The organism is Paenibacillus sp. P32E, assembly GCF_001909085.1.
GTDB classification, from domain to species: Bacteria; Bacillota; Bacilli; order Paenibacillales; family Paenibacillaceae; genus Paenibacillus_AQ; species Paenibacillus_AQ helianthi.
In genome coordinates this window covers 208,325-230,326 of sequence record NZ_LVYY01000046.1, presented here as the reverse complement: position 1 = coordinate 230,326, position 22,002 = coordinate 208,325, and the positions used below count along the sequence as shown (strand labels likewise).

Below are 22,002 nucleotides of genomic sequence, written 5' to 3'. Positions count from 1 at the left end.
TATGCCCGACGTGAAAGCGGTTGCGAATATAAAATCCTACTCATTTTTATAAAAATTCTAATGATGTGAGCCTTCTACCGGACAAAGGGAAATAATAACTTCTGGTTCTCCGGCCATAACATGTTCTCCAGGTCGATCAGCTTCGTGCCGGTATCCACACGTTCAGGCACTTCAATGCCTTCAGAGGCTTCTACGGCATATTTGACGGCTAAATATCCGTTGCTGAAGGGATTCTGGATGACGGTGGCCTGAACCGTCCCATTCTGCAGCAGCTCCATCATGGACGGAGAGCTGTCAAAGGCGACCATCTTCAACTGGCTGAAGCCCAGCTCCTGAATCACATTGCCTGCACCCTGTGAAGCCGTTTCATTCAGGGTGGCAATGCCCCGGAGATCAGGATGGTTCAACAGCATATCCCGGGTCAGTTGTTCAGCGTCGCTAGTATTGGATGAAGTATAGGAAATCTGAACGACCTCAATATTGGGAAACCGGGCAGCATAGTTCAGAAAACCCATCTCCCGTTCGTTCGCATCCCGTGCACCATAATCAATCGATCCGGATGAGCCCTGGTGTCCGGTGGAATTTGTGAAATTGATGATGCCGATCTCCCCGTAGCCATTTAAAAGCTCAATCAGCCTTTCTGCAGATTTCTGCCCGGCTTCATAGCCGTTTGAGCCCACATAGGTTTTGACCTTGGCTGAACCTACCTCCGCATCTACCGAAATTACAGGAATCTTATAATATTCGGCCTGGTCCACCACCTGCGCGAGCCCCATATAACTGCTGGCTGCAAGTATAATTACATCAGCCTTCTGCTTGATGGACTCCTCTACCATCGAGATTTGCTCGTCGATGTCGCTCTCCGAATCCGGCGCTTTGAACGTCAGCTTCACATTGAACTCCTTGGCTGCGGCCTCCGCACCCAGCTTCACGGTGTTCCAGTAGTCGCCTTTGTTCATTTTTACAATCATATGGACGTTGTGTGTTTTAGTTGTACTGATGTATGCCGGAGAAGTACCCAGGCAGGAAGTGACCGTAAACCCCAACACTAAGCACACCAGTAAAACAACCCCTAAGCGTAAGTTTCTCATTGTACGGATTCCTCCTTTCCTTCTTCTGGCCCCTCCTGGGCCCGGACCGCAGGAAAGATGACCGTAACTGTTGTCCCTTCTTCAATCTCACTCTCAAAGGTGAGTCCGTATTCCCGTCCATAGACAAGACCGATCCGTTCGTTCACGTTCCGGACTCCTACACCTGATCCGCTGCTGGTTTTACCGCCGCTCAGAATCGTTTTCAGTGTCTCCTGATTCATGCCAAGCCCGTTGTCACTGATCCGGATAACAATCATCCCCTCCTGCAGCTCTGCAGTAATAGTAATCAGTCCTTCATCGGGCATCATTTCAATGCCATGGTAGAGGGCATTCTCCACAATCGGCTGCAGAATCAGCTTGATCGTCTGGTACGTCAGAACCTCGTCCTGTGCCTTAATCTCATAGCGGAATTTGTTTTTGAAGCGGAAGCTCTGAATGACCAGGTAATGCCGGATATGATCCAGCTCCTCCTGCATGGTAATCATATTTTTCCCTTTACTGAGACTGATGCGGAAAAATTTCGACAGGGATTGGATCATCGTCACCACTTCATCCGTTTTGCCTCTTTCCGCCAGCCGGATGACCGAATTCAGTGTGTTATATAAAAAATGGGGGTTAATCTGCGATTGCAGCACCTCCAGCTCACCCTTTCGCTTGGTTTCCTGCTCATAGATAATCTGGTCCATGAGTTGCCTGATCCGCTGCAGCATCATGTTAAAGCGCCGGGACAGCTGTTCAACCTCATAAGCACCGCTGACGTCAATCGGTGTGTTCAGATCCCCTTCTCCAACCAGCTTGACCGTCCGTTCCAGCTTGCGGATGGGACTGGCAATCAGCCAGGACAAGAAGATAGATAACACGATTACACCTAGGATAACGAAACCCAAAAACCAGATCAAAAAATGGTTCAGGTCGCGCTTGGTCGTCACAATCTCATCGTAATAGGCCACACCGACGATCTTCCAGCCTGTCTGGGCCAGTGTGCGTACTGTGATAAAACGTTTCTCCCCGGTAGATTCATCCAGATAGCTGCGGTATTCATACGCCAGCACCGGCTCTACATTCTCGTACTTCAGCCCGGCATAAATCAGCTGCTGCTGTGGATGGTAAACAATGTTGCCCTGCCGATCAAGAATGTAAGCATACCCTCTGTTACCCAACTTTACCTGTCGGCTGAGCTGATCAATCGTACGGAAATTGAAGTCGATCAGCAGAACACCCGTTTTGGTAAGCCCGTTTTCTTTGTATTCAATCATCTTGCTGATGGAGACCACCCAGGTATAACGCCCCTTGAACAAATTCTGTATATGTGGAGCAGAGTAGGAAATCTCAGAGCTTTTGATAGCCGAAGTGAACCAGCTTTGACTTTGCAGCTGGGTGTTGAGCCGCATATTCTGGCCCGGTGTGCCGACCACATATTTACCTTTAGGGGTGAACACCGCTACAGAAACGAGATCTTCACGGCTGCTCATCAGCGTATCCATCCGCTCCCCTAGCAGGGAAGAATCAATAGAAGGACTGGCTGTAATCTGCTTCTCCGCTGTTTCAAAAATACTTCCCATCCCTTTGACATACAGCTCCAGGTTATAATTCACCTGCTCAATAATCTGCTGCATGTTCATATTGGCATTCTTTTCGGCGGTTGCAGCAAATTTGTTGTACAGCATAAAACTAACGATCACTGCAATAAGGACAGTGACCGCCGTAAAGGTTAACGTAATAATGAGCTGGATACTCCGCAGCTTGGAGGACAAACGAAGCTTGCCCCGCTTGCGCGGCTGCGGGCGAAGCGGAAAAAAATAGGCCTTCGGCTTGTTCATAGCTTATCCTCCCCGTGAGCTGTTTTTGTACTCTTTTGGCGATTGACCATATTTCTTGCGGAAGCAAAAGCTGAAATAGTTGGGGTCGGCAAAGCCGATTCTTTCGGCAATTTCAAACGCCTTAAGCTCTGTCGAACGCAGCAGCTCTTTGGCCGCTTCCAGACGGATCTGCAGCAGGTAGCTGACAAAGGTCATCTTCATTTCTTTCTTAAAAATGCTGCTGAAGTAGCCGGTGCTGATGTGCAAATGCTGGCAGACTCTGCCGATAGAAATATCGGATTCCTCATAATGGCTGCGGATATAATCCTTGGCCTGGTCGATTAGTTGCTTGTAGCTGGACTGCCGCTCCGAGGCAATGGAATCCATGAGCCGGCTGCACACACCGATAATCCATTCCCTGGCCTCACCCATATTGTTGAATTTCTGAATCTCTGTCAGGGAGGAAAATCCCAAGCCGTTAAAATCGCTCATCTCACTGCCCGATTCCTTGGCTACCCGAAGTATCGTGGTGATGATCTCCAGCAGAAAAATCTGATATTCCTGCGTGCTCACCAGTGCCGCATCCAATCCGCCAAACAGCTCGTCCACTACCTCTCTCAATTCCTGGAGGGTACCCAGCTTGATCGTACGGATCAGCGACTGCTGGGTCAGCTCGTCATAAGCCAGCATACGCCCAACCCGGGATTCTACGTCTTCAATCCAGATCACTCTATTATTTCCAAGAATCAGACGATAATCCAGCGCCTGCAACGCATCGTTGAAAGAATGGGACAAGAGAGCTGGTGAATGGCAGGCCGTACCTGAGCCCGCTGTCACAGTAAGCTTAAGAAAACGCTGCACATTCTGGCGAATTTCTTCGAGAATAGCATAGGTTCGGCTGGTAATCACAGCTTCATCCCTGTCTTCGCTGACCGAGAGCAGCACCACATCATCGCGGTAGATGAATACTTTGCCGAAGCCATGCTTTTGGCAGATTTCTTCAGCAATATTCAGTACGGCAAAGAGCTGAAGATTACGTTCACCCGTATCTCTGAGCGATACAGGCCGTTTGGTTGCCACGGTCTCTTCTCCGCCCTCGCGGATATAATCCACACGGATCACGGAAGCCTGAAACCGCGCACCGCTTAATTCTATACCGTATTCAGCGCTCTTTTCAGCAATCTCTGCAGCTGGGAGCCTGCGGGAGACCAGAGAGGAGAGAAACTGCTCACGGAGCACCGGCAGACTTTTGCGGTAATGCTCGCTGAGTACAAACACATTCTCTTTCTCGGCAATCTCCGCCTCTATCGTTACCCTTACCTTAAGCAGAACGTCAATCAGCTCCTGTGCAGAAAACGGTTTCAAAATATATTCATCTATTTGCAGCTTGATTGCCTTCTGGGCGTATTCGAATTCATCATATCCGGTCAAGATAATTATCTTCGTATTGGGGTGACGGCTACGGATCCATTCCGCCAGCTGCAGCCCGTTCATAAATGGCATCTGGATATCGGTTACGACTACGTCCGGCAGCAGCCGGTCAATGGAGTCCGCGGCTTCCCGCCCGTTCTCTGCCTGATCCACAACCTCAAACCCGTAGTGCTCCCAGTCGATTTGCGCGATAATCCCTTCTCTTACATCTTCTTCGTCTTCGGCTAGAATCAATTTATACATTTTTCATCCCTCTTTGGATCAGGTTTAGGTCATTCTACACCCATTCTATCTGATTCGAACGACTCAATCTATGGTTAAGTTAAGGAAGGTGGATTGGCGAAGGCAATACATAGAATGCGTATGTGTATGGAGAAATAGAACATATGGGCAAAAAAAACCATCCCGCTTGAACCGGGATGGGGATGATTGGTGCGTATGGTCTATAGCAATGATTTGTTGAATCGGTAGCCGGTGGTTTTCTCAAATCCGATATGACGGTAGAAAGCATGTGCCGGCGCACGTTCCACCCGATTACCGCTTCTCAGGAAAAGCTGGCAGCATCCCTGCTGGCGTGCCCAGTCTTCTGCTGAGGCCACCAGTCTTTTGCCAAGTCCGTTGCCCCTAAGCTCCTCTGCTACGATCAGTGCGGTAATCTCCATAATACAGTCTGCATGCTTGTAATAGGATCTTACCTTCCGTAGTCCAACCATTCCCACAACTTCATTATCCAGTTCTGCAACGAGAGTGCAGTGGAACGGATCATTCTCCATGTCTTCCATTCTTTCTTTCATCACGCTAAGCGTTGTCGGATAGCCGAATTCCCGCAGAAGGGCTGTCACTCTCTCCAGATCATTCAAGCCGCATTTGCGAATTTGCAGTACCTGCTCCTGAGTACTACTGTTCATCCTCAATTACCTCCACTTTTAGCATAGACGCCGCCTGCTTGGCTGTCGTCCGCGCGATTTCCACATCTTCCGCTGCACTTAACGCTACGGCCATCCGCCGTCCAGGGCGGATCTCCGGTTTGCCGAACACACGGACCTGTGTACGGGGAAGCGCCAGCGCTTCGCCAATACCGGTTACCCTAAAAGCTTGTCCGGCTGTTTCTGCCTTCAATGTTGCTGATGCGCCCGGTGACAGCAATTGCACCGAGTCGAGCGGAAATCCAAGAATGGCTCTGACATGCAGAGCAAATTCCGATAAATCCTGTGTAATCATAGTAACCATGCCTGTATCATGCGGTCTCGGTGAGACTTCGCTGAATAATACACCATGATCCGTAAGAAACAGCTCCACGCCAAAAATCCCATACCCGCCAAGCTGGTCTGTAACTGCGCGGGCGATTTCTTGAGCCTCAGCCCACTCGGCTGCATTCATCTGATGAGGCTGCCAGGACTCCACATAGTCGCCGTCCTTCTGAATATGGCCGATCGGAGGGCAGAATAGCGTACCGCTGACCGAACGTACAGTTAAGAGTGTGATCTCACTCTCGAAGGTCACGAAGGCTTCTACAATAACCCGGGTTCCTTTGGCACGTGCACCTTCCAGTGCCGTATTCCAGCAATGCTCGGCATCCTCAGGCTTCTTGCATACGCTTTGTCCTTTGCCGGACGAACTCATGATCGGCTTAATCACACACGGGGTGCCCAGGATCTCTACGGCCTGACGCAGCTCGTCCAGACTATCCGCGAAACGGTAGGCTGCAGTTGGCAGGCCCAGTTCCTCGGCGGCCAGACGGCGAATGCCTTCCCGGTCCATTGTCAGCCGCGCTGCACGTGCTGTAGGAACTACAAAGAATCCTTCTTGTTCCAGCTCCTGCAGTGCATGTGTGGCAATGGCTTCGATCTCCGGAACAATCAGATCCGGCTTTTCTTCACGAATCAGTTTTTTTAGTGCTTCCGCGTCAAGCATATCAATAACATGGGAACGATGGGCCACCCCCATCGCCGGTGCATCTTCATAACGATCCACAGCTACGGTCTCTACGCCAAGGCGCTGAGCTTCGATAATGACTTCCTTGCCCAATTCCCCGCTGCCCAGGAGCAGCAGCTTACGGCTCTGGGCTGAAAAAGGAGCTCCCCACATTGTCGATTCCAACCTCTTTCGCCAATTTGATTGCTGCGTTCTATGTTTCTGTAAACGACGCAATGCAAACTGTAAATTTTCAGGCTCCTTTATTTTCTTCCATCATCCGTCAGAATGCAAGTGTTCTTCGACATTTTCCTACAAACTTCACAGATCGTTGTCCACGATATCGCCTAAAGCTTGTTCAAGTTCCAGCAATTCACTGCTGAGAAGACTCCAGTGCTCTGCAGAATCACCCCCTCTCAGGAGCTCTGTGATCGCTGCTTCCCGCTCGGACAGATTCTCACTCAGCTCCTTCACTACCTGGGACAAAGCGGCATCCATACGTTCTGCATAGAAATCCAGCAAAAAGCTTTCCTGTTCTTCAACAGCCCCTGCCACGGATTCCTTCATCCCAGGCTCGGCCCCTGCTCTAACCTCATTGCGGCCGGTCCCTTCGAAGAAGTGGCGGGGGGATTTGAAGCGGCTCCACAGTGCCGTCCAGTCGAGCGGCTCCAGCCTGACTTCCAGCTTGGCCGGAGCAGACCAAGACTCCCTATCATTCTGAAGAAAGTGTAGCTCTTCCGGAGGTATGGATAGCTCTTCAGCGGCAGCTGCTGCCGCTGAGTGCACCAGACGGCGCCCGGCAGCCTCCAACCGGAGCGTGGTGGCCCACAGCTCCTGCTCCAGCTCTCGCTGAGTCGTCCGTTCCAGTTCTCTTCCACAAGCTGTAAAGATGTCTTTGAGATGACCGCCGTCTTCACGGAGCAGAGAGGGATGGAACGATTCCTGAAAGAAACGCCCAAAGGAGAAAGAGATCCGCTGGCGGACATGATACAGCAATTCCTCACCTTCCCTGCGCAAATCCCGGCGCGGCCGCTCCTCGGCGGCCAATAGACCCAACCGCCGCTCTGCCTGACTCCGCTGCTCCTGCAGTTCCCTCATTTGCACTTCACGCTGCCCCGCCGCCTGACGTGCCTTTTCCTGCCACTCTTCCGTCCGGCGCCGGATGGTGCCGAGGCTGTCTCTGGCCCCTGCCAGTGACAGCTTTGGCAGTTCCCCGCCCGCGAAATGTGCAAGTGCCTGCTCGAAGCTGCTGAACCGGGAAGCTTCATAGATCTCCCGGTTATTTGCCGTTTTCCCTTCTAGTGCAAGCAGGCTCGAGAGGGAATACATCTGTGGTGCATTCAGACCGCCGGCGCGCAGATTCTGCGCAACATGCTGCTGAACCTCCTGTAGCTCTTCTTCATCCGAGGCCAGATCAGAGGCATTGATGATGAAGAACATTTTATCCAGCGCAAAGCTGTCTTTGATCCGGCCCAGCTGGGCCAGCAGGCCCCTGTCCGCCTTGGAGAACGCATGATTGTAATAGGTCACAAAACATATCGCATCGGCATTCTTCATGTAACCAAAGGTTACTCCGGTATGACGCGCATGCAGTGAATCCGCCCCAGGGGTATCGACCAGTACGATACCGCCGGCTGTCAGGGGACAGTCGTAATAGAGATCTATTCCCTGAATGAAGCAGGCCCGTGTCTCTTCGGCGACCAGCTGGCGGTATTCCTGCAGATCGACCGTGCGTACGGTTCCAAGCAAGGGTTCTGCTTCCTGCCAGCCCGCCGCTGCCGCCCGCAGAAATCCGGCATGCGGCAGTGCAGAAGGATGGAGCCCGCTCACCTGGAGATTCCCAGCGCTCGTAGTCCAGTTCTCCGGCTGCGGCGCGTCAAGCTGCAGCACACTGAAGGAATGGAGGATATCCTCCCAGAAATCCTCCATGCTCTTCATGGTGACCACCGCGCTGGCGTGACGGAAGTCCCCTTCCGGCGCCAAAATGCGGTTCACCGCCGCTGTGGCGGGATGCGGAGACACAGGCAGCACATCTTCGCCCAGTAAAGCATTGGCGAAGGAGGACTTGCCGGCGCTGAACGCTCCGAACAGCGCCAGGGTGAACCGGCCGCCGGCGAGATCCGCCGCCCGCGCCGTCAGGCTGCGCGCTGCCGATGCCATGGCCGGCTCGCTGCGCAGCAGCTCCGCCGCAGCGTCCAGCACCGCTGCAGCCTTCCCGAGCCGGCGGCGTCCGCCCGCCGGCGATGCCGTACCCGCCGCAAGCCCTGCGGCGGGGCTTCCAGCCGCTGCGCCCTGCGGCGGCCGGGTCTCCCGCGGCGCGGCGCCGGGCGCGCCCGCCTGCGGGGTAACCCTCACCTCCGGCAGCGTGCCGGGGGTGAGGGTGCGGCGCTGCGGCAGCAGCGCCGCGAGCTCTGCCGCGCGGGCGTCCGCCGCGAGGTCAAGGGCGGCCAGCGCGCTGAGTGCGCGCGCCTGCCGCTGCAGGGCTGCCTCGCGGCGCGACACATCCGCGAGCCGCTCGTCCAGGAGCGGCGGCAGCTTCGCCAGCAGCTCATCGCCGACGCCTAGCGCAGCGCGGCGGAACTGGCTTTTCATTTCAGCCGCAAGTGCGCGGCAGAAATTGAGCAGCGCTTCGCCGCTGAAGCCGGTTCCCGGCTTGACGGCAGCCGCCAGCACCCCGGGGCTGAACGCCGGGAACGCCTGCTTAAGTGCCGTCTCCGCCGCCTCGTCCCAGACTCCGAGGTCTTCTCCCCACTGCCGCACCAGCTGGAGCAGATGCCATTCCAGCTGGGCGGCAATCTCCCGTCCCTGCAGCACATGCCAGGCGGCCAGCCGTTTCTGTTGTTCCTTCTCCCGTTTCGCAGCCGTGAAGAGCAGTCCCTTGCGGAAGCCGGGACTGACGCTTTCGGCATAGGCCCCGGCAGATTCCCGGACCTCTGCCGGCATCAGGCTGCTGTTGCCCAGCAGTGCATCCAGACGGGTTCGCAGCTGCTGGCGCGCTTCTTCAGCCAGCCCCAGAGCCTTTGCCCGCTCATCCGCGCATTCGAGGAGCTCACGCTCCACGTAATCCCGCTCCTCCGCTGTTCCTGCATCCTCAAGAAGATGCTCCCGTTCCTCCCGCTGTCCTTCTCTGTAGGCTGTCAGGGCTGCATCTGCGGTATGATAAAGGGAACGGGACAGACTGTACTGAAGCAGTTCATCCCGTTGCTCCAGGAGTTTCTCAATCAGATTCAACAGATCCTTCCACTGGTTCAATGGATGCTCCTGAACCTTGAGTGAAGTAAAGAGAATTCCCGCCGGCTGAATCCCCCATTGACCGAAAGCGCTTACTAATTGCTTCCGGTACACTTCAATGGTAATTTCCTGTTCACGGTGCTTGTCAATCTGATTAATGATAAGATACAAGGGTTTGCCCCATTCACTCAGTGTTTTGGCAAAGGCCAGATTATTCTCGGACTGCACATGATTATAATCCATCACATAAAACACAACATCCGCCAAATGGAGTGCGGAATGTGTTGCCGCCTGATGCCCGTTGTCGGTGGAATCCACCCCCGGTGTATCCATTAGAACTCCATAACTCCCCAGCAGCGGTACGTTCTCCCATACCGATATGGCGGCGTATTCGCCCCCTCTGCGGCAAAAATCCTGCAGTAGTTCCGGTGTTGTCTCCCATGGGGCCGGTTGGGTTCCGGCTTCTCTAGTTGGCGGATACAGCAGAACACGAGGGGTTCCACTGCGGATGGATACGATATTCGCACTGGTTGGAACCGGTCCGGAAGGCAGTACAGGCCTACCGCACAGTTGATTAATCATACTCGATTTCCCTGCCGAGAAATGCCCGCAAAAGGCAAAGGTCAGCTCACCCGCAGCAGCTTTTAACTCCAAATCCGAGATAATTTGTTCTGCAGCCGGATCGCCCCATTGTTTCATAAGCTTGCTGAGCTCAGAATAGGACGGTTTCTTCAAGATTTCTTTCTCCATTTTGGCCCGTTCCGCTCCCACGTTTACTCCCACCTTCGCTGCTTCGTGTATCGTTTGTCTACCAAGAATAGAATAATTACATTTTATCACCAGTTTGCCACAATTCAAATCAGAACTATTTACAAATTCCCCTATAATCCCTCACGAATCTCACAAATCCAGGTATTTCTTTACAAGCTTGTTGAAGTTCTCAATGGCTATTGAAATACAACACCTTATGGTGTTACAATCAATTACGAAACCAAAAGGTGTTACAAAACAGGAGGTAACTTATGCACAGTGAAAAGACATTGCCCGAAATTCGCAAAACTGTAGTTCTTAAAGCTCCCATTGAAAAAGTATGGACAGCTGTGTCCACTTCCGAGGGGATTGCGGCCTGGTGGATGGACAATACATTCGAACCGGTCCTGGGTAAGGAGTTTATCCTGCGTTCAGGCCAATTTGGTGATTCTCCTTGCACAGTAACTGAACTTACCCCGCCTCACCGGCTGGGTTTTGATTGGGGCAAAGACTGGCATCTGGAGTTTGAATTAAAAGAGCTGGACAATCAGCAAACAGAGTTCACCCTGATTCACTCGGGATGGGATGAAACAAAGGCTACCGAGTTCGGACAACCTCATTCGATGATCCACGGCATTATGGACGGTGGATGGGAAGGTATTGTCAACAAAAGTCTCGTTCGTTATACAGAGGCTTAAGCGGTGGCTGCCCCAGCAATCAAGCATGATGTATTTCAAGCGATCGCCGATCCCACCCGCAGAAGCGTGTTACAGCTGCTTGCCCGTAATGATATGCCGATTGTGGCCATATCGGAGAACTTCCCTCTTTCGCGTACAGCCATTAACAAACATCTGCATATTTTATCTGATGCTGGTCTTGTCAGCTCCAGACGGATTGGCAGGGAGACAAGGTATTCACTTCACCCGGAGCCTCTTGCAGAACTAAAAGACTGGCTTGCCTTCTTCGAGACCTATTGGGAAGACAGACTGTCGCTGCTAAAAGAATTCGTTGAGAATGACACGAACCCGCAATAAGAGCAAAATCAGCAGAAGTTGTTTTCTTTGCATACCAAAAAGCCGGCCCTTGGGCCGGCTTTCTCACATCCGATTTGGGTGACTCTTGCTTATGAAATCAAGCTGAGTGGCTTAAGCAGTTTCCAGAACTGGCAACAGAATTTCAAATACCTTGCCATGCTGTAGAATGGTCAGGCCACGGGATTTATCTCTCATCACAACTACTTCAGGTTTTTGGGACATACGTTCCAGGTAATGCTCAGGTACATCGCCGGAGTGGCTGATCGTGATGCCTTCCACTTCCTGTTCTTCGTTTTCCTCAAGCGGACTTTCCACTACACGTTCAAAAATATCGGAGAACGCTTCAAAATTATCGGTATATACAGAAATGCACTTCATCTCTATCCCATCCTCTTCTTCATCTCTAACTCTTAATTACTTGTTTCCGTATGATTCTTAGCTTTCCTAATTACAGTAGTTTTCATACGTTTCTTACCCTCCCGGCACACATCCAAGAGCGGGCACACCTGACATTTGGGATTCTGTGCCTTGCAGTGATAGCGTCCAAAAAAGATCAGCCGGTGATGCGTGAGTGTCCACTCGTCACGCGGCACCGCCTTCATCAGCTTCTTCTCCACTTCCAGCACAGAATCTTTCCAGCCAGCAAGGGCAAGCCTTTTGGCCACCCGCTCTACATGCGTATCCACCGCAATGGCCGGAACTCCAAAAGCGTTGGATACTACCACATTAGCAGTCTTGCGCCCCACACCCGGCAAGGTTATTAACAAATCATGTGCCTGAGGCACCTCTCCACCATACCGCTCAATCAGGATTGAGCAGAGACTTTGAATATGCTTCGCTTTGTTGTGGTACAAACCGATGCGCCGGATGTCGCTCTCCAGTTCCTCTATGGGTACTGAAACATAGTCGAGCGGGGCTTTATACTTTTGGAACAGGTCCTCGGTTACTTTATTCACTGTTGCGTCCGTACATTGGGCTGAGAGCAGCACGGCTATCGTCAACTCAAATGCGTTGCTGTGGTTCAGCTCACAATGCGCATCAGGGAACAACTCTCCGATGGTATCCAGGATGTGGCGGACCTCTGCAACTTTCATAGTGTCCCCTCCACGGAGTGTTACCTCTCACCGCCTGCAGTGAGTGTAACTTCTCAATTGTAAAGAAATATAAGCAAAGTATGTATTGTAACGTACACGTTCATACATTATTAACGAACACATCACCAGCTGTATATTTCAAAAAAAACGTCTTGATGCAGGCAAAACGCCTGAATCAAGACGGTGTTTCACACGGAAAATCACCAAGCACTTATTGTTTCACTATCTCAACAAGAATATTATTATTGAAATACATTATAATATTATCATTTTCTTTGAGAGATTGCACGGATAAAGTCGTGTCACCTTGATGAATATATACATTTGCACCCAGCGCAAAGCGGTAATTGTTATCGTCAAGACTTGCGCGTTTTACCAAAATCTCATTCGTTCCGCTCTCGTATCGCGAGAAGGCATGTGACTGCTGGCTCAATACACGAATAATAGTGGACCCATCGGAGTCCTTGCGCACTTCCACACGATCTGCAGTAGTAAGTGAGCCGAGCGTAGTTGCAGTAGACCCGTCACGGATAATCTTGACCCCACCAGTCGCCGTGATGGTCTGAGTACCCGCTTTGTAATCCTTCACAGTTAATGTTCCTGTGCTAGCATTCACAGCTGTCAACTGACCCGTACTAAGCTTAACCGCTTGGAGAGAGAGCGGTGTGCTGCCATTAAATGAGGCATTCACAAAGTCTCCAACCTTCAAATCACTGATCTTAATGCTTTGTCCAGTGTCGCCTGTCATTGGCAGTGTCAGGGTGTACAATTCGGATGTCACTCCCGACCATTTTACTCCCAGCTTGTTTGCGGCTGCATCCAGGGTAATAATCTCGAACTGGACAGAAGAGTTCACCCGCAGAACTGAAACCACGTTCTGGTTACCGGCAAGTACGGCAGTTACCGCACTGTTAAGAGCCACATCGGTGATTGCTAAATTAGAGCGGCCATAGATGTCCACGGACTGCGGATATGGCAGTGTCAGGAGCTGTCCATTGGAAAGCTTTATCGTCATTGTTTTATTGGTTGTACTCACAGCGGTCAGTGTACCATCATATTTGCTGCTCGTCTCCACAGAAATGGCTCGCTGTCCAGCAGCCACAACATCTACTTTGCGGCCTTCGGTCAGTGCATATCCCATATTAGTTAACGAAGTATTCGCCACTCCATCTGAAGCGAGCTTTGTAGTGGTATCGAGCTTCACCAGATGGGCTTTGCCACTACTGTCCATAACCGTCAGCAGTTGGGTTTTCACACTATAATCAACCACTGTCGCACCAGTGAATTGATCAATTTGGCGGCTCAGAACTTCAATTTTCGTCACCTGGTCACTGCTGTTCAAAGTGATCTGCACATTATCTCCGGCAGAGGCGTCGGCGATCAGATCACCAATGACAGGAGTGGTAACACCTGGAATGACGATGGCTGGCGTTGATCCAAGGAGCTTCACTTCACGCGTGCCATCGGATTTTTTGTAGACCACTGTGGAGCTGGTCAGTTCAGTGATCGCCCCCTGCACGGTGCGTTCTACCCCTGAAGTCACATCTACGGACCGGATCATATTATCCTTAACAGAATATTTGACCGAAGCCCCCACCTTGAGATCGGCTGGCAGCAGCACCGAGCTTTGAGAGCTGAACAGGGTGGTGCCATCCTCCCATTTGAAGGATTCCGTTGCCCCATCAGCTGTTTTGAATGTAATGCTCTTGGCTGTAGTATCGACGCTTTGAATGGTTCCGGTGGCTGTTTTGTTCACAATACCCGAGGTTACCTGTACCTTAACCAGCTTGCCTGCACCACTATAGGTCTCCCGAAGCAGGGAAACTTTGCTGGCAGCGGTAATGGAGGCAGGGGTAATTACTGCCCCGTTCACATCCACAAAGGAGGTGCTTCCATCATAGCTGTACTGATCATATCCGGTTGGAGAATCCAGCCAGATTGTACCCGGTGTGATTTTGGCAAATACGCCTTCAATGGTCTGAACCTGCTGAGCTGGATCTGTTACTTCTACATAAGCGGCATTATAGGTAGCACCGATAACAGTCACTTTGGTATAAGGCTTGATATCACTGAAATTGATTCTAGTTTCTGAAGTGCTGGTAAAATAGGCGGTACTGTAAGTCAAATCGAATACAGTTGTTCTCCCGTTATTGTATAGTGTCAGCTTGCCGTTCTGAAGGGCACTGATGTTGCCTTTGACGGTATTATCGTATTCCAATGTATTGTGAGCTTCTGCACGGCTGAAGAAAGTAGCCAGCTGCGCACGGGTCACAGCACCTTGCGGGTCAAACCGGTTACCGTCCAGACCATTGGCTAGACCCAGATCCACTGCGGTCTTAATGTATCCCCGTTTGTTCGCAGTAACTTTGGCGTCATCGGCAAACCCGGTCGGTTGACTGGATACAGCAGCAGCATCCGCATTTTTGCCTAGTGCCCGGATTAGAAGCTCGGCTACCCATTCTCGGCTGGCCTTGCGTTCCCCCCAGGAGGTCTTCAGATTATCGGCAGCCATTTCCACCGTCTTGTCCAGCAACCCCTGCTGGAAAGCAAGGACTACATATGGCTTATAGTAATTGGTTACTTTGAAATCTGTCGGAAGCACAACATCGGTACCGGTATTCACATTGCCCTGCAACTTCATGAAACGGAGTGCCATGAGCACCGCCTCCTGCTGGGTAACGGAATCCCCCGGACGGAACAGACCGTTGTTCCCTACAACAATCCCTTGAGAGGCCAACTTATAAATATGTTTTTCGGCCCAAAAGCCGCTTTTCACGTCAGTAAAAATTCCTGCTGCCGCTGCCGGAGCAGTTACATTAGTCACTGCTGAGGTTGTCACCGGTGCAGCCGTGTCGGCAAACGCGGAAGCTGCTCCGCCAAGCACCATCGTGCCGGCCAGAATTACGGTTGCCGCTTTGCTGGAATAAGTATGAATAGAACGTTTTGACCTTTTTTGCCCGGACAATAGGTTATTCCCCTCTCTGTGGATCATATAAAATACTAGTAAATCATTTCTCCGGTTAACCGGATTATTCCTGCATCTTCCTTACAAACCGCTGTTTTCTCTGGTCATTGGATGTTCGAGATCCACATGGCCCATGAGACTTTCAACTTTTTCGCCATCTACAAGAACCTCTATACTCTTCACTTCTTTAAATTGAAACAGGGTCTCAGCCAGTGCGCTAATGGCAAAAGCCTCACCGCCAGCACCAAGCTGGGCTTCATCCGGTTTATGAATGTCCATCGTAATCTGGCCGTCCGCAAATTTAAGCGATTTAAGTTCAATTTTACCCCATAAAGGAATCTGGTCAGGGTTGGTGCTGCTCTGCAGGGCTTTGTAAGCTTCGCTGTACTTCTCCACATCATTTGCATAGCTTATGTCAGCTTTAGCGGGGACCAGCTCCATTTGCTGAGGATCAGTGAAATACACGGATATGTTCAGACTCTTTTTGTCGGGTGCAGTGGGCTGCTCTGTCGCTGCAGGCGAAGGAGTAGCAGGTTCTGCGGTCGGCTGAGCGGTTGCAGTGGCTATAACGTCCTCGCCGCCCCCGTTGGTGCTTTTAGCAGTACTGCCAGCGCCGTTCACGACCGTTGTGGAATCTTGTCCAGCGTTATCAGCCGGTGCTGCTGCAGGTTTATCGCCGCATCCAGCGATCACAAGCAAAAGCAAAGCTGAAATACCTGCATAGGTCCATTTCTTGTTCATCAACAATTACCCCCTCTGGATGAATATGGGCAGACAGGGCCGCAAAGCCTTTTTGACCTGATGCTACGGCCGAAGCTGACTTTGCGGCCCTGCTCTGCCGCTTGACTGCTGCTATAATTTGAGATATTCCTTAATACCGGCGACAATCCCTGCAGCTACTTTATTCTGCAGATCCTCAGTGAACAACAGGGATTCATCGCCTTTATTGCTCAGGTAACCGACTTCTAGCAGTACGGCAGGCATAGTCGTTTCACGTATGACGTGAAAGTTCCCATACCGGACACCCCGGTCACTTAATCCGGTTGCCTGGACAAGATACTTATGCATTACGTTCGCCAGCGCCTTGCTGGCATCCCGTTGAAAATAGGTTTCCGATCCACTTGATACTGATGAAGCACTGCTGTTGGCATGTACAGAAATAAAGAGGTCCGCTTTGAGATTATTGGCCATGCCTGCCCGATCCTTGAGTTCCAGGAATGTATCATCACTCCGGGTTAGCACGACATCGATGTTATTTTCCTGCTTCAGCAACGCAGCAGCCTTCAGTATCACTGCCAGATTAAAGTTCTTCTCATATTTTCCAGTTACCCCGATTGCGCCTGAATCCTTGGCTCCATGGCCTGCATCCAGCACGACAAGCTTACGTCCGCTATTGCCGGGCAATGTCGCAGTGTCATTTGTGCTTTGTGCATTCAGATCAATAACGACAAGCTTGGAGGTATCTCCTGACACATCAACACTATAGTTTTTGGCTTGATTCAGATCAATTACAAAACGAACCGTATACGGATTAGTGCTGTATAACGAGTAGCGAACGCCCGATACATCCGGATAATTAGTTACATCAAGTTTGCCGTTCAAATTCGGGTCAAGAACCTGGCCTGTCCCGAATGCATCCGAGAATGTGGCGTTTGGCAAATCAATCACGATCCGATCAGGTCCGGATACCTTGGACACCTTCGGCTGGGAACTTCCATCCATTGCAATGCTCAGCCTGTTCTCGCTAAAGCTGACGCCATTAACCATGGTTAAATCGGCCGTCGGATCTGTCGGAGGTACGACTACACCGCTCCCGCCGTCTACCGTACTTCCCCCTGAATCATTGTTACTCTCAGGTATTTCCGGGGTAATAAGATTTACAACCTTGGCTGTGTTATCCCATTTGACCGTAAGGCCGAACTGTTCTCCGATGAACCGGATCGGCACCAGTGTCGTGTCGCTCCTGAGCAGCGGTGCTGTTGTTAGAATCATGGTCTTGTCATCTACGGATGCCGCTGTCTGATCCACAATCAGCTTAATAGTCTTGCCCTGTTGTTCAATCGTAACCGTCTTGCTCTTCTGATCCCAGTCCACCTTATATCCAAGGTTTTCGGCAATCATCCTAAGCGGTACCATGATAGAGTTGTTTACATTCTCAACAGAAACGTCCTGTCCTGCGGTGAGCTCCTTGTCATCCAGAAAAATCTTGCTGGTCCCGGAGGCGGCATGTCCTTGCTCCGGCAGAACCAGTACAAAGAGCAGCAGCAACAGCATAAAAGCAAATTTCTTCATTCTTCACCTCTAAGAATCTAGTATTCCGCCTAAAAAAGCGTTCATGCTGACAATCCGACTGACAACCTTCGACAATCATTAGACTCCGGCTGCCCATAAAAGTTGCGAATATCTGCCATACTAAAACACATTTCCTTACCTCAATTTAGCGGGGCGGCCACTCTACAATCCGAGATACTCCTTGATTCCGGCAACGATTTCCCGGGCCAGATTATCCTGTAACAGATCACTGTAAAGCGCCGATTCGTTACCTGGATTGGTAAGATAGCCTGCCTCCAGTAATACAGCAGGCATACTCGTTTCTCTAGTAACATGAAGACTTTTATTTCTTACCCCATTATCTTTAAAGCCCGTTCCAGCTACCAGATGCTTATGCATGATCTGAGCGAGAGGCAAGCTTTCCGTCCGTGAATAATAAGTCTCACTGCCATTGACCTTGTCTTTGTTCGGATAATCAGCAGGTAAAGAATTGGCGTGCACGGAAATAAACAAATTAGCCTTTGCCGCTTCCGCAATCACTACACGGTCCTGCAGTCCAAGTGTGCTGTCCGTGGTTCGCGTGTAGACAACGGTAACCAGTCCCTCCTGATTCAGCAGTGCTCCTACCTTTTGAATCACAGCGAGGTTAAAGTTTTTCTCCAGTTTGCCCGTCAAGCTGACGGCACCGGATTGCGACCCGCCATGCCCTGCGTCAAGGGCGACTATCGGCTTCCCGGTGATTCCGGTTCCTCCTGTAGTCGGGGTTCCAATACTCCCAGTATTCAAATCAATGGTTACTAGCCCTGTGCTGTCATCCGTACTGACTTTATACGGCTGGCTGCCAACGGTTTGTATAACAAATCTGACAGTGGGCGGGCTTACACTGAATAGTGCATATCTCACATCGGTAATCAGCGGATAGCCGCTTACATCGAGCTTGCCCTGTGGACTCCCGCTGGTGGAAACACCAGGAAAGCTCCCGACAAAATCGGATGCAAATGCAGCGCCGGGAAAATCTATGATGATGCGGTCCGGACTGCTAATCTTGGTCACAGAAGGCTTGGCTCCCCCAGCCGCTGCGATGATTAACCTGTTCTCGCTGAATACAGCGCCCATTACCTGAGGCGTAGTAGCCACGGTACCCGCGCTTCCCGGAATAGGGGTAGGTGTAGGTGCAATCACTCCGGTTACAATATCTCCGCCTGTCCCTTGACCGTCTGTAGGGACGGGGCTTGCTTGTGATGTTGGTGTTGGCGCTGGAATTGATGTCGGTGCTGGAATTGGTGTTGCAGTCGGCTGTGGAACGCTTGAACTGCCTGGTTCGCCAGTTATTCCGCCACTCAAATAGACCGTTTTGTCACTGTTGTCCCATCCAACCTTAAGGCCAAACTGCTCGCTGACAAAACGGATAGGCACCAGCACTGTGCCACGGGTTTGTTTCGGTGCTGCATTCAGCGGCAGAGACACTCCATCAGCTTCGGCTGTTTTGCTGCCTACAGCCAGTTGGACGCTTTTCCCATCCTGCTGTACGGTGACTTTATGTGACTTCTGCTCCCACAGCACCTCAAATCCCAAATTCTCAACCACCACACGGATAGGAATCATAACGCTTCCATTTACGTTTTCCAGGTTAATTCCCTTGGGAAGCTCTAACTCCTTGTTGTCCATTACAATTCTGCCCGTGCTGTTCCCGGCAGCAGCGGCATCATGGCCGGCGAATGATAGCAGTAGCAGTGGCAGCAGCAATAGAAATAGCACCCGTTGTCCGGCTTTTCTCATCCTTTCCTCTCCTTCTGGCAAATGATAAATACATAGATAAGATTAAGACGACAGAAAACTCCAAAAGTTGCCTACTCCGGCAATGAATATATCGATTATAGCAAAAAAACTTCTATTTCCGACACCCGGAAATAGAAGTTTTGTGTAAATATTGTAAAGTTTTCGTATTGACTTCTCTTAAGAAAACAGCTTAGCCGCGTGGCGCTCCTCATAGGCCGCGATTTCATCCGCATGTTGAAGCGTAAGCCCGATATCATCCAGTCCCTGCAGCAGGAACTGGCGGCGGTGCTCATCCAGCTCAAACGTAATACTAAGGCCGTAATCATCACTAAGTTGGTTATTTTCCAGATCCACCGTCAAATGATAACCTTCATGCTCTGCCGTACGTTTAAACAACTCATCTACCTGTGCTTCCGAGAGCTTAATCGGCAGAATACCGTTTTTGAAGCAGTTGTTATAGAAAATATCCGCATACGAAGGTGCAATCACGACTCTGAAGCCGTAATCCATAATCGCCCAAGGTGCGTGCTCACGTGAGGAGCCGCAGCCGAAATTGGCCCGGGAGATCAGAACCGAAGCCCCTTTATAGCGGGGTTTGTTCATTTCAAATGCCGCATTATCATTTCCAGCTTCATCAAAACGCCATTCGTAGAACAGAAATTGTCCAAACCCCGTACGTTCGATCCGTTTCAAAAATTGCTTAGGGATAATAGCATCCGTATCTACATTTACCCGGTCCACCGGGGCAACGATTCCGGTTAATTTCTTGAATTCATCCATGATTATATCCTCCTGCTCTCTCAAGTTCTATGCGTTGACGGCTTCCGTCTTGTAGTTCCAGTCACGGACATCAGTAAAGTGACCCTTGATCGCAGCCGCAGCCGCCATAGCAGGAGAAACCAGATGCGTGCGTCCGCCGCGTCCCTGACGTCCTTCAAAGTTACGGTTCGAGGTAGATGCGCAGCGCTGTCCAGGCTGCAGAACATCCGGGTTCATAGCCAGGCACATACTGCAGCCGGCATCCCGCCATTCGAATCCTGCTTCTGTGAATACTTTATCGAGCCCTTCCTTCTCGGCCTGAAGCTTCACGCGTCCAGATCCCGGAACCACTATTGCAGTAACCTGATTAGACACTTTATGTCCCTTTGCTACCTCAGCGGCAGCCCGCAAATCTTCAATGCGTCCATTCGTGCAAGATCCGATGAAGACATAATCGATGCCGATTTCGGAAATCGGTGTTCCTGGCACCAAATCCATATACTCAAGCGCTTTTTCAGCGGCTTTGCGTTCATTTTCTGTTGTGAAATCTGCCGGATTCGGCACAGTGGAGCTGATATCCGTACCCATACCCGGGCTGGTTCCCCAGGTTACCTGCGGAATCAAAGTCTCTACATCGAATTCAACAATCGTATCGTACTCTGCACCTTCGTCGCTGACAAACCCTTTCCAGGTTTCAACGGCAGCTTCATAAGCTTCACCCTGCGGCACGTATTGGCGTCCGCGCAGGTAGTTGAAGGTAGTTTCATCCGGCGCAATCAGACCGGCTCTTGCCCCGCCTTCGATCGACATGTTGCAGACGGTCATGCGCTCTTCCATCGACAGTTCGCGAATCGCTTCGCCTGTATATTCGATAACATAGCCAGTAGCAAAATCCGTACCGTATTTGGCAATCACACCGAGGATCATATCCTTGGCAGTAACACCGGGATTGCGTCTGCCGGTGAAGCGGACTTCCATCGTTTTGGCCTTCGATTGCTGCAGGCACTGGGTGGCCAGCACATGCTCTACTTCACTGGTACCGATTCCGAAAGCCAACGCGCCGAATGCCCCGTGTGTGGAGGTATGGCTATCGCCGCAGACGATGGTTTTACCAGGATGAGTCAATCCGATTTCCGGACCCATTACATGCACTACACCTTGGTCAATATCATTCAGATCGAACAGTCTTACACCAAAGTCACGACAGTTCTGCGACAGGGTATCAATCTGCTGCTTGGAAATAGGATCCGTGATATTGTAGCGGTCCTTGGTAGGCACGTTATGATCCATAGTTGCAAAAGTAAGACCCGGACGGCGAACCTGGCGGCCGCTGAGACGAAGACCTTCAAAGGCCTGCGGGGAAGTAACTTCATGCACCAGATGCAGATCGATGTAAATGATACTTGGCTTGCCTTCCTCCTGATGGATTACGTGATTGTCCCAAATCTTTTCAAACATTGTCTTGTTGCCCATGTTTTCACCTCATATAGTAGAATCGTTCATTGGAAGAGAAAGTGGAGTCTCTCTTGAATGCTCTAAATATAACATCGCCACGTTTATAATTCCAAGATATGATTTCTATAAAAGCCATAGGTGGAGCCTATAAGTCTGGATAAGAATAGAGGAATATTGATGAATTCCTTCCGCTTCCGCCACATAATTGATATGCAACTGATCCCTGACCGATCCCACCTTAAGCTGCAGCAGGTCAGAAACGCGTAGGCTGCTGTGAATGCCCATGCAGAAGAAAATATTATTTCGAAAGCTGCTCACCTTCAGATAATTTCATATCTGGATTATGCCAGCAATGTCCCGGATCGGCGGTACCTCGTTCATAAAACCACCTCGGATTGAACAGCAACCAATAAACCCACCACGGCACAA

General features: G+C 50.9%; 16 protein-coding genes. 2 read left to right on the top strand and 14 right to left on the bottom strand.

What is annotated here, in order from left to right; genetic code table 11:
- Positions 1-74: 74 nt before the first annotated feature.
- From A3848_RS25680 to A3848_RS25655, 6 genes are all read right to left on the bottom strand, one after another.
- On the bottom strand, positions 75-1,091 hold the full coding sequence (locus A3848_RS25680) for a substrate-binding domain-containing protein (RefSeq protein ID WP_074087687.1): 1,017 nt from the start codon (positions 1,089-1,091) through the stop codon (positions 75-77).
- Positions 1,088-2,911: a sensor histidine kinase gene (locus tag A3848_RS25675; RefSeq protein WP_083612375.1), complete on the bottom strand. Its 1,824-nt coding sequence runs from the start codon at positions 2,909-2,911 to the stop codon at positions 1,088-1,090. The genes A3848_RS25680 and A3848_RS25675 overlap by 4 nt, the downstream gene beginning before the upstream one ends.
- A gap of 3 nt (positions 2,912-2,914) precedes the next feature.
- Positions 2,915-4,564: a response regulator gene (locus A3848_RS25670; RefSeq protein WP_074087686.1), complete on the bottom strand. Its 1,650-nt coding sequence runs from the start codon at positions 4,562-4,564 to the stop codon at positions 2,915-2,917.
- A 200-nt stretch (positions 4,565-4,764) separates the two neighbouring features.
- Positions 4,765-5,229: a GNAT family N-acetyltransferase gene (locus A3848_RS25665; protein WP_074087685.1), complete on the bottom strand. Its 465-nt coding sequence runs from the start codon at positions 5,227-5,229 to the stop codon at positions 4,765-4,767.
- Positions 5,219-6,409, bottom strand: a complete 1,191-nt coding sequence (purT, locus tag A3848_RS25660; RefSeq protein WP_074087684.1) for a formate-dependent phosphoribosylglycinamide formyltransferase — start codon at positions 6,407-6,409, stop codon at positions 5,219-5,221. Before purT ends, A3848_RS25665 begins: the two co-directional genes overlap by 11 nt.
- Before the next feature lie 147 nt (positions 6,410-6,556).
- Complete coding sequence (locus A3848_RS25655; protein WP_143192460.1) at positions 6,557-10,237, bottom strand: dynamin family protein; 3,681 nt, start codon at positions 10,235-10,237, stop codon at positions 6,557-6,559.
- A 251-nt stretch (positions 10,238-10,488) separates the two neighbouring features.
- Here A3848_RS25655 and A3848_RS25650 point away from each other — a divergent pair, with 251 nt between their 5' ends.
- Positions 10,489-10,914 carry an SRPBCC family protein gene (locus A3848_RS25650; protein WP_074087683.1) on the top strand — a complete coding sequence of 142 codons (426 nt, stop codon included), beginning with the start codon at positions 10,489-10,491 and terminating at the stop codon, positions 10,912-10,914.
- A gap of 3 nt (positions 10,915-10,917) precedes the next feature.
- Entirely contained in the window at positions 10,918-11,250 is a 333-nt protein-coding gene (locus A3848_RS25645) for an ArsR/SmtB family transcription factor (protein WP_074087682.1), read from the top strand.
- 111 nt (positions 11,251-11,361) lie between these two features.
- Here the strand turns inward: A3848_RS25645 and A3848_RS25640 are convergent, their stop codons facing one another.
- The 8 genes from A3848_RS25640 to leuC form a co-directional block, all read right to left on the bottom strand.
- Positions 11,362-11,628 (bottom strand): hypothetical protein, encoded by a 267-nt coding sequence (locus tag A3848_RS25640; RefSeq protein WP_020432793.1) that lies wholly within the window; start codon positions 11,626-11,628, stop codon positions 11,362-11,364.
- Between the two features lie 32 nt (positions 11,629-11,660).
- Positions 11,661-12,344 (bottom strand): endonuclease III, encoded by a 684-nt coding sequence (nth, locus tag A3848_RS25635; protein ID WP_074087681.1) that lies wholly within the window; start codon positions 12,342-12,344, stop codon positions 11,661-11,663.
- 211 nt (positions 12,345-12,555) lie between these two features.
- Complete coding sequence (locus tag A3848_RS25630; protein WP_178382080.1) at positions 12,556-15,309, bottom strand: S-layer homology domain-containing protein; 2,754 nt, start codon at positions 15,307-15,309, stop codon at positions 12,556-12,558.
- Between the two features lie 81 nt (positions 15,310-15,390).
- A complete protein-coding gene (locus A3848_RS25625) occupies positions 15,391-16,050 on the bottom strand; it encodes a GerMN domain-containing protein (protein WP_074087679.1) in 660 nt (219 codons plus the stop codon).
- Between the two features lie 111 nt (positions 16,051-16,161).
- Positions 16,162-17,601, bottom strand: a complete 1,440-nt coding sequence (locus A3848_RS25620; RefSeq protein WP_074087678.1) for an N-acetylmuramoyl-L-alanine amidase family protein — start codon at positions 17,599-17,601, stop codon at positions 16,162-16,164.
- A 162-nt stretch (positions 17,602-17,763) separates the two neighbouring features.
- Positions 17,764-19,359: an N-acetylmuramoyl-L-alanine amidase family protein gene (locus A3848_RS25615; protein WP_074087677.1), complete on the bottom strand. Its 1,596-nt coding sequence runs from the start codon at positions 19,357-19,359 to the stop codon at positions 17,764-17,766.
- 177 nt (positions 19,360-19,536) lie between these two features.
- Positions 19,537-20,139, bottom strand: a complete 603-nt coding sequence (leuD, locus tag A3848_RS25610) for a 3-isopropylmalate dehydratase small subunit (protein WP_074087676.1) — start codon at positions 20,137-20,139, stop codon at positions 19,537-19,539.
- Positions 20,140-20,166: 27 nt separating this feature from the next.
- Positions 20,167-21,591, bottom strand: a complete 1,425-nt coding sequence (gene leuC / locus A3848_RS25605) for a 3-isopropylmalate dehydratase large subunit (RefSeq protein ID WP_074087675.1) — start codon at positions 21,589-21,591, stop codon at positions 20,167-20,169.
- Positions 21,592-22,002 lie beyond the last annotated feature (411 nt).

Excerpts from the sequence above, each read along its gene's own strand:
- A3848_RS25680 (WP_074087687.1), bottom strand. The coding sequence starts at position 1,091 with ATGAGAAACTTACGCTTAGGGGTTGTTTTACTGGTGTGCTTAGTGTTG.
- A3848_RS25675 (WP_083612375.1), bottom strand. The coding sequence starts at position 2,911 with ATGAACAAGCCGAAGGCCTATTTTTTTCCGCTTCGCCCGCAGCCGCGC.
- A3848_RS25670 (WP_074087686.1), bottom strand. The coding sequence starts at position 4,564 with ATGTATAAATTGATTCTAGCCGAAGACGAAGAAGATGTAAGAGAAGGG.
- A3848_RS25665 (WP_074087685.1), bottom strand. The coding sequence starts at position 5,229 with ATGAACAGTAGTACTCAGGAGCAGGTACTGCAAATTCGCAAATGCGGC.
- purT (WP_074087684.1), bottom strand. The coding sequence starts at position 6,409 with ATGTGGGGAGCTCCTTTTTCAGCCCAGAGCCGTAAGCTGCTGCTCCTG.
- A3848_RS25650 (WP_074087683.1), top strand. The coding sequence starts at position 10,489 with ATGCACAGTGAAAAGACATTGCCCGAAATTCGCAAAACTGTAGTTCTT.
- A3848_RS25640 (WP_020432793.1), bottom strand. The coding sequence starts at position 11,628 with ATGAAGTGCATTTCTGTATATACCGATAATTTTGAAGCGTTCTCCGAT.
- nth (WP_074087681.1), bottom strand. The coding sequence starts at position 12,344 with ATGAAAGTTGCAGAGGTCCGCCACATCCTGGATACCATCGGAGAGTTG.
- A3848_RS25625 (WP_074087679.1), bottom strand. The coding sequence starts at position 16,050 with ATGAACAAGAAATGGACCTATGCAGGTATTTCAGCTTTGCTTTTGCTT.
- A3848_RS25620 (WP_074087678.1), bottom strand. The coding sequence starts at position 17,601 with ATGAAGAAATTTGCTTTTATGCTGTTGCTGCTGCTCTTTGTACTGGTT.
- A3848_RS25615 (WP_074087677.1), bottom strand. The coding sequence starts at position 19,359 with ATGAGAAAAGCCGGACAACGGGTGCTATTTCTATTGCTGCTGCCACTG.
- leuD (WP_074087676.1), bottom strand. The coding sequence starts at position 20,139 with ATGGATGAATTCAAGAAATTAACCGGAATCGTTGCCCCGGTGGACCGG.
- leuC (WP_074087675.1), bottom strand. The coding sequence starts at position 21,591 with ATGGGCAACAAGACAATGTTTGAAAAGATTTGGGACAATCACGTAATC.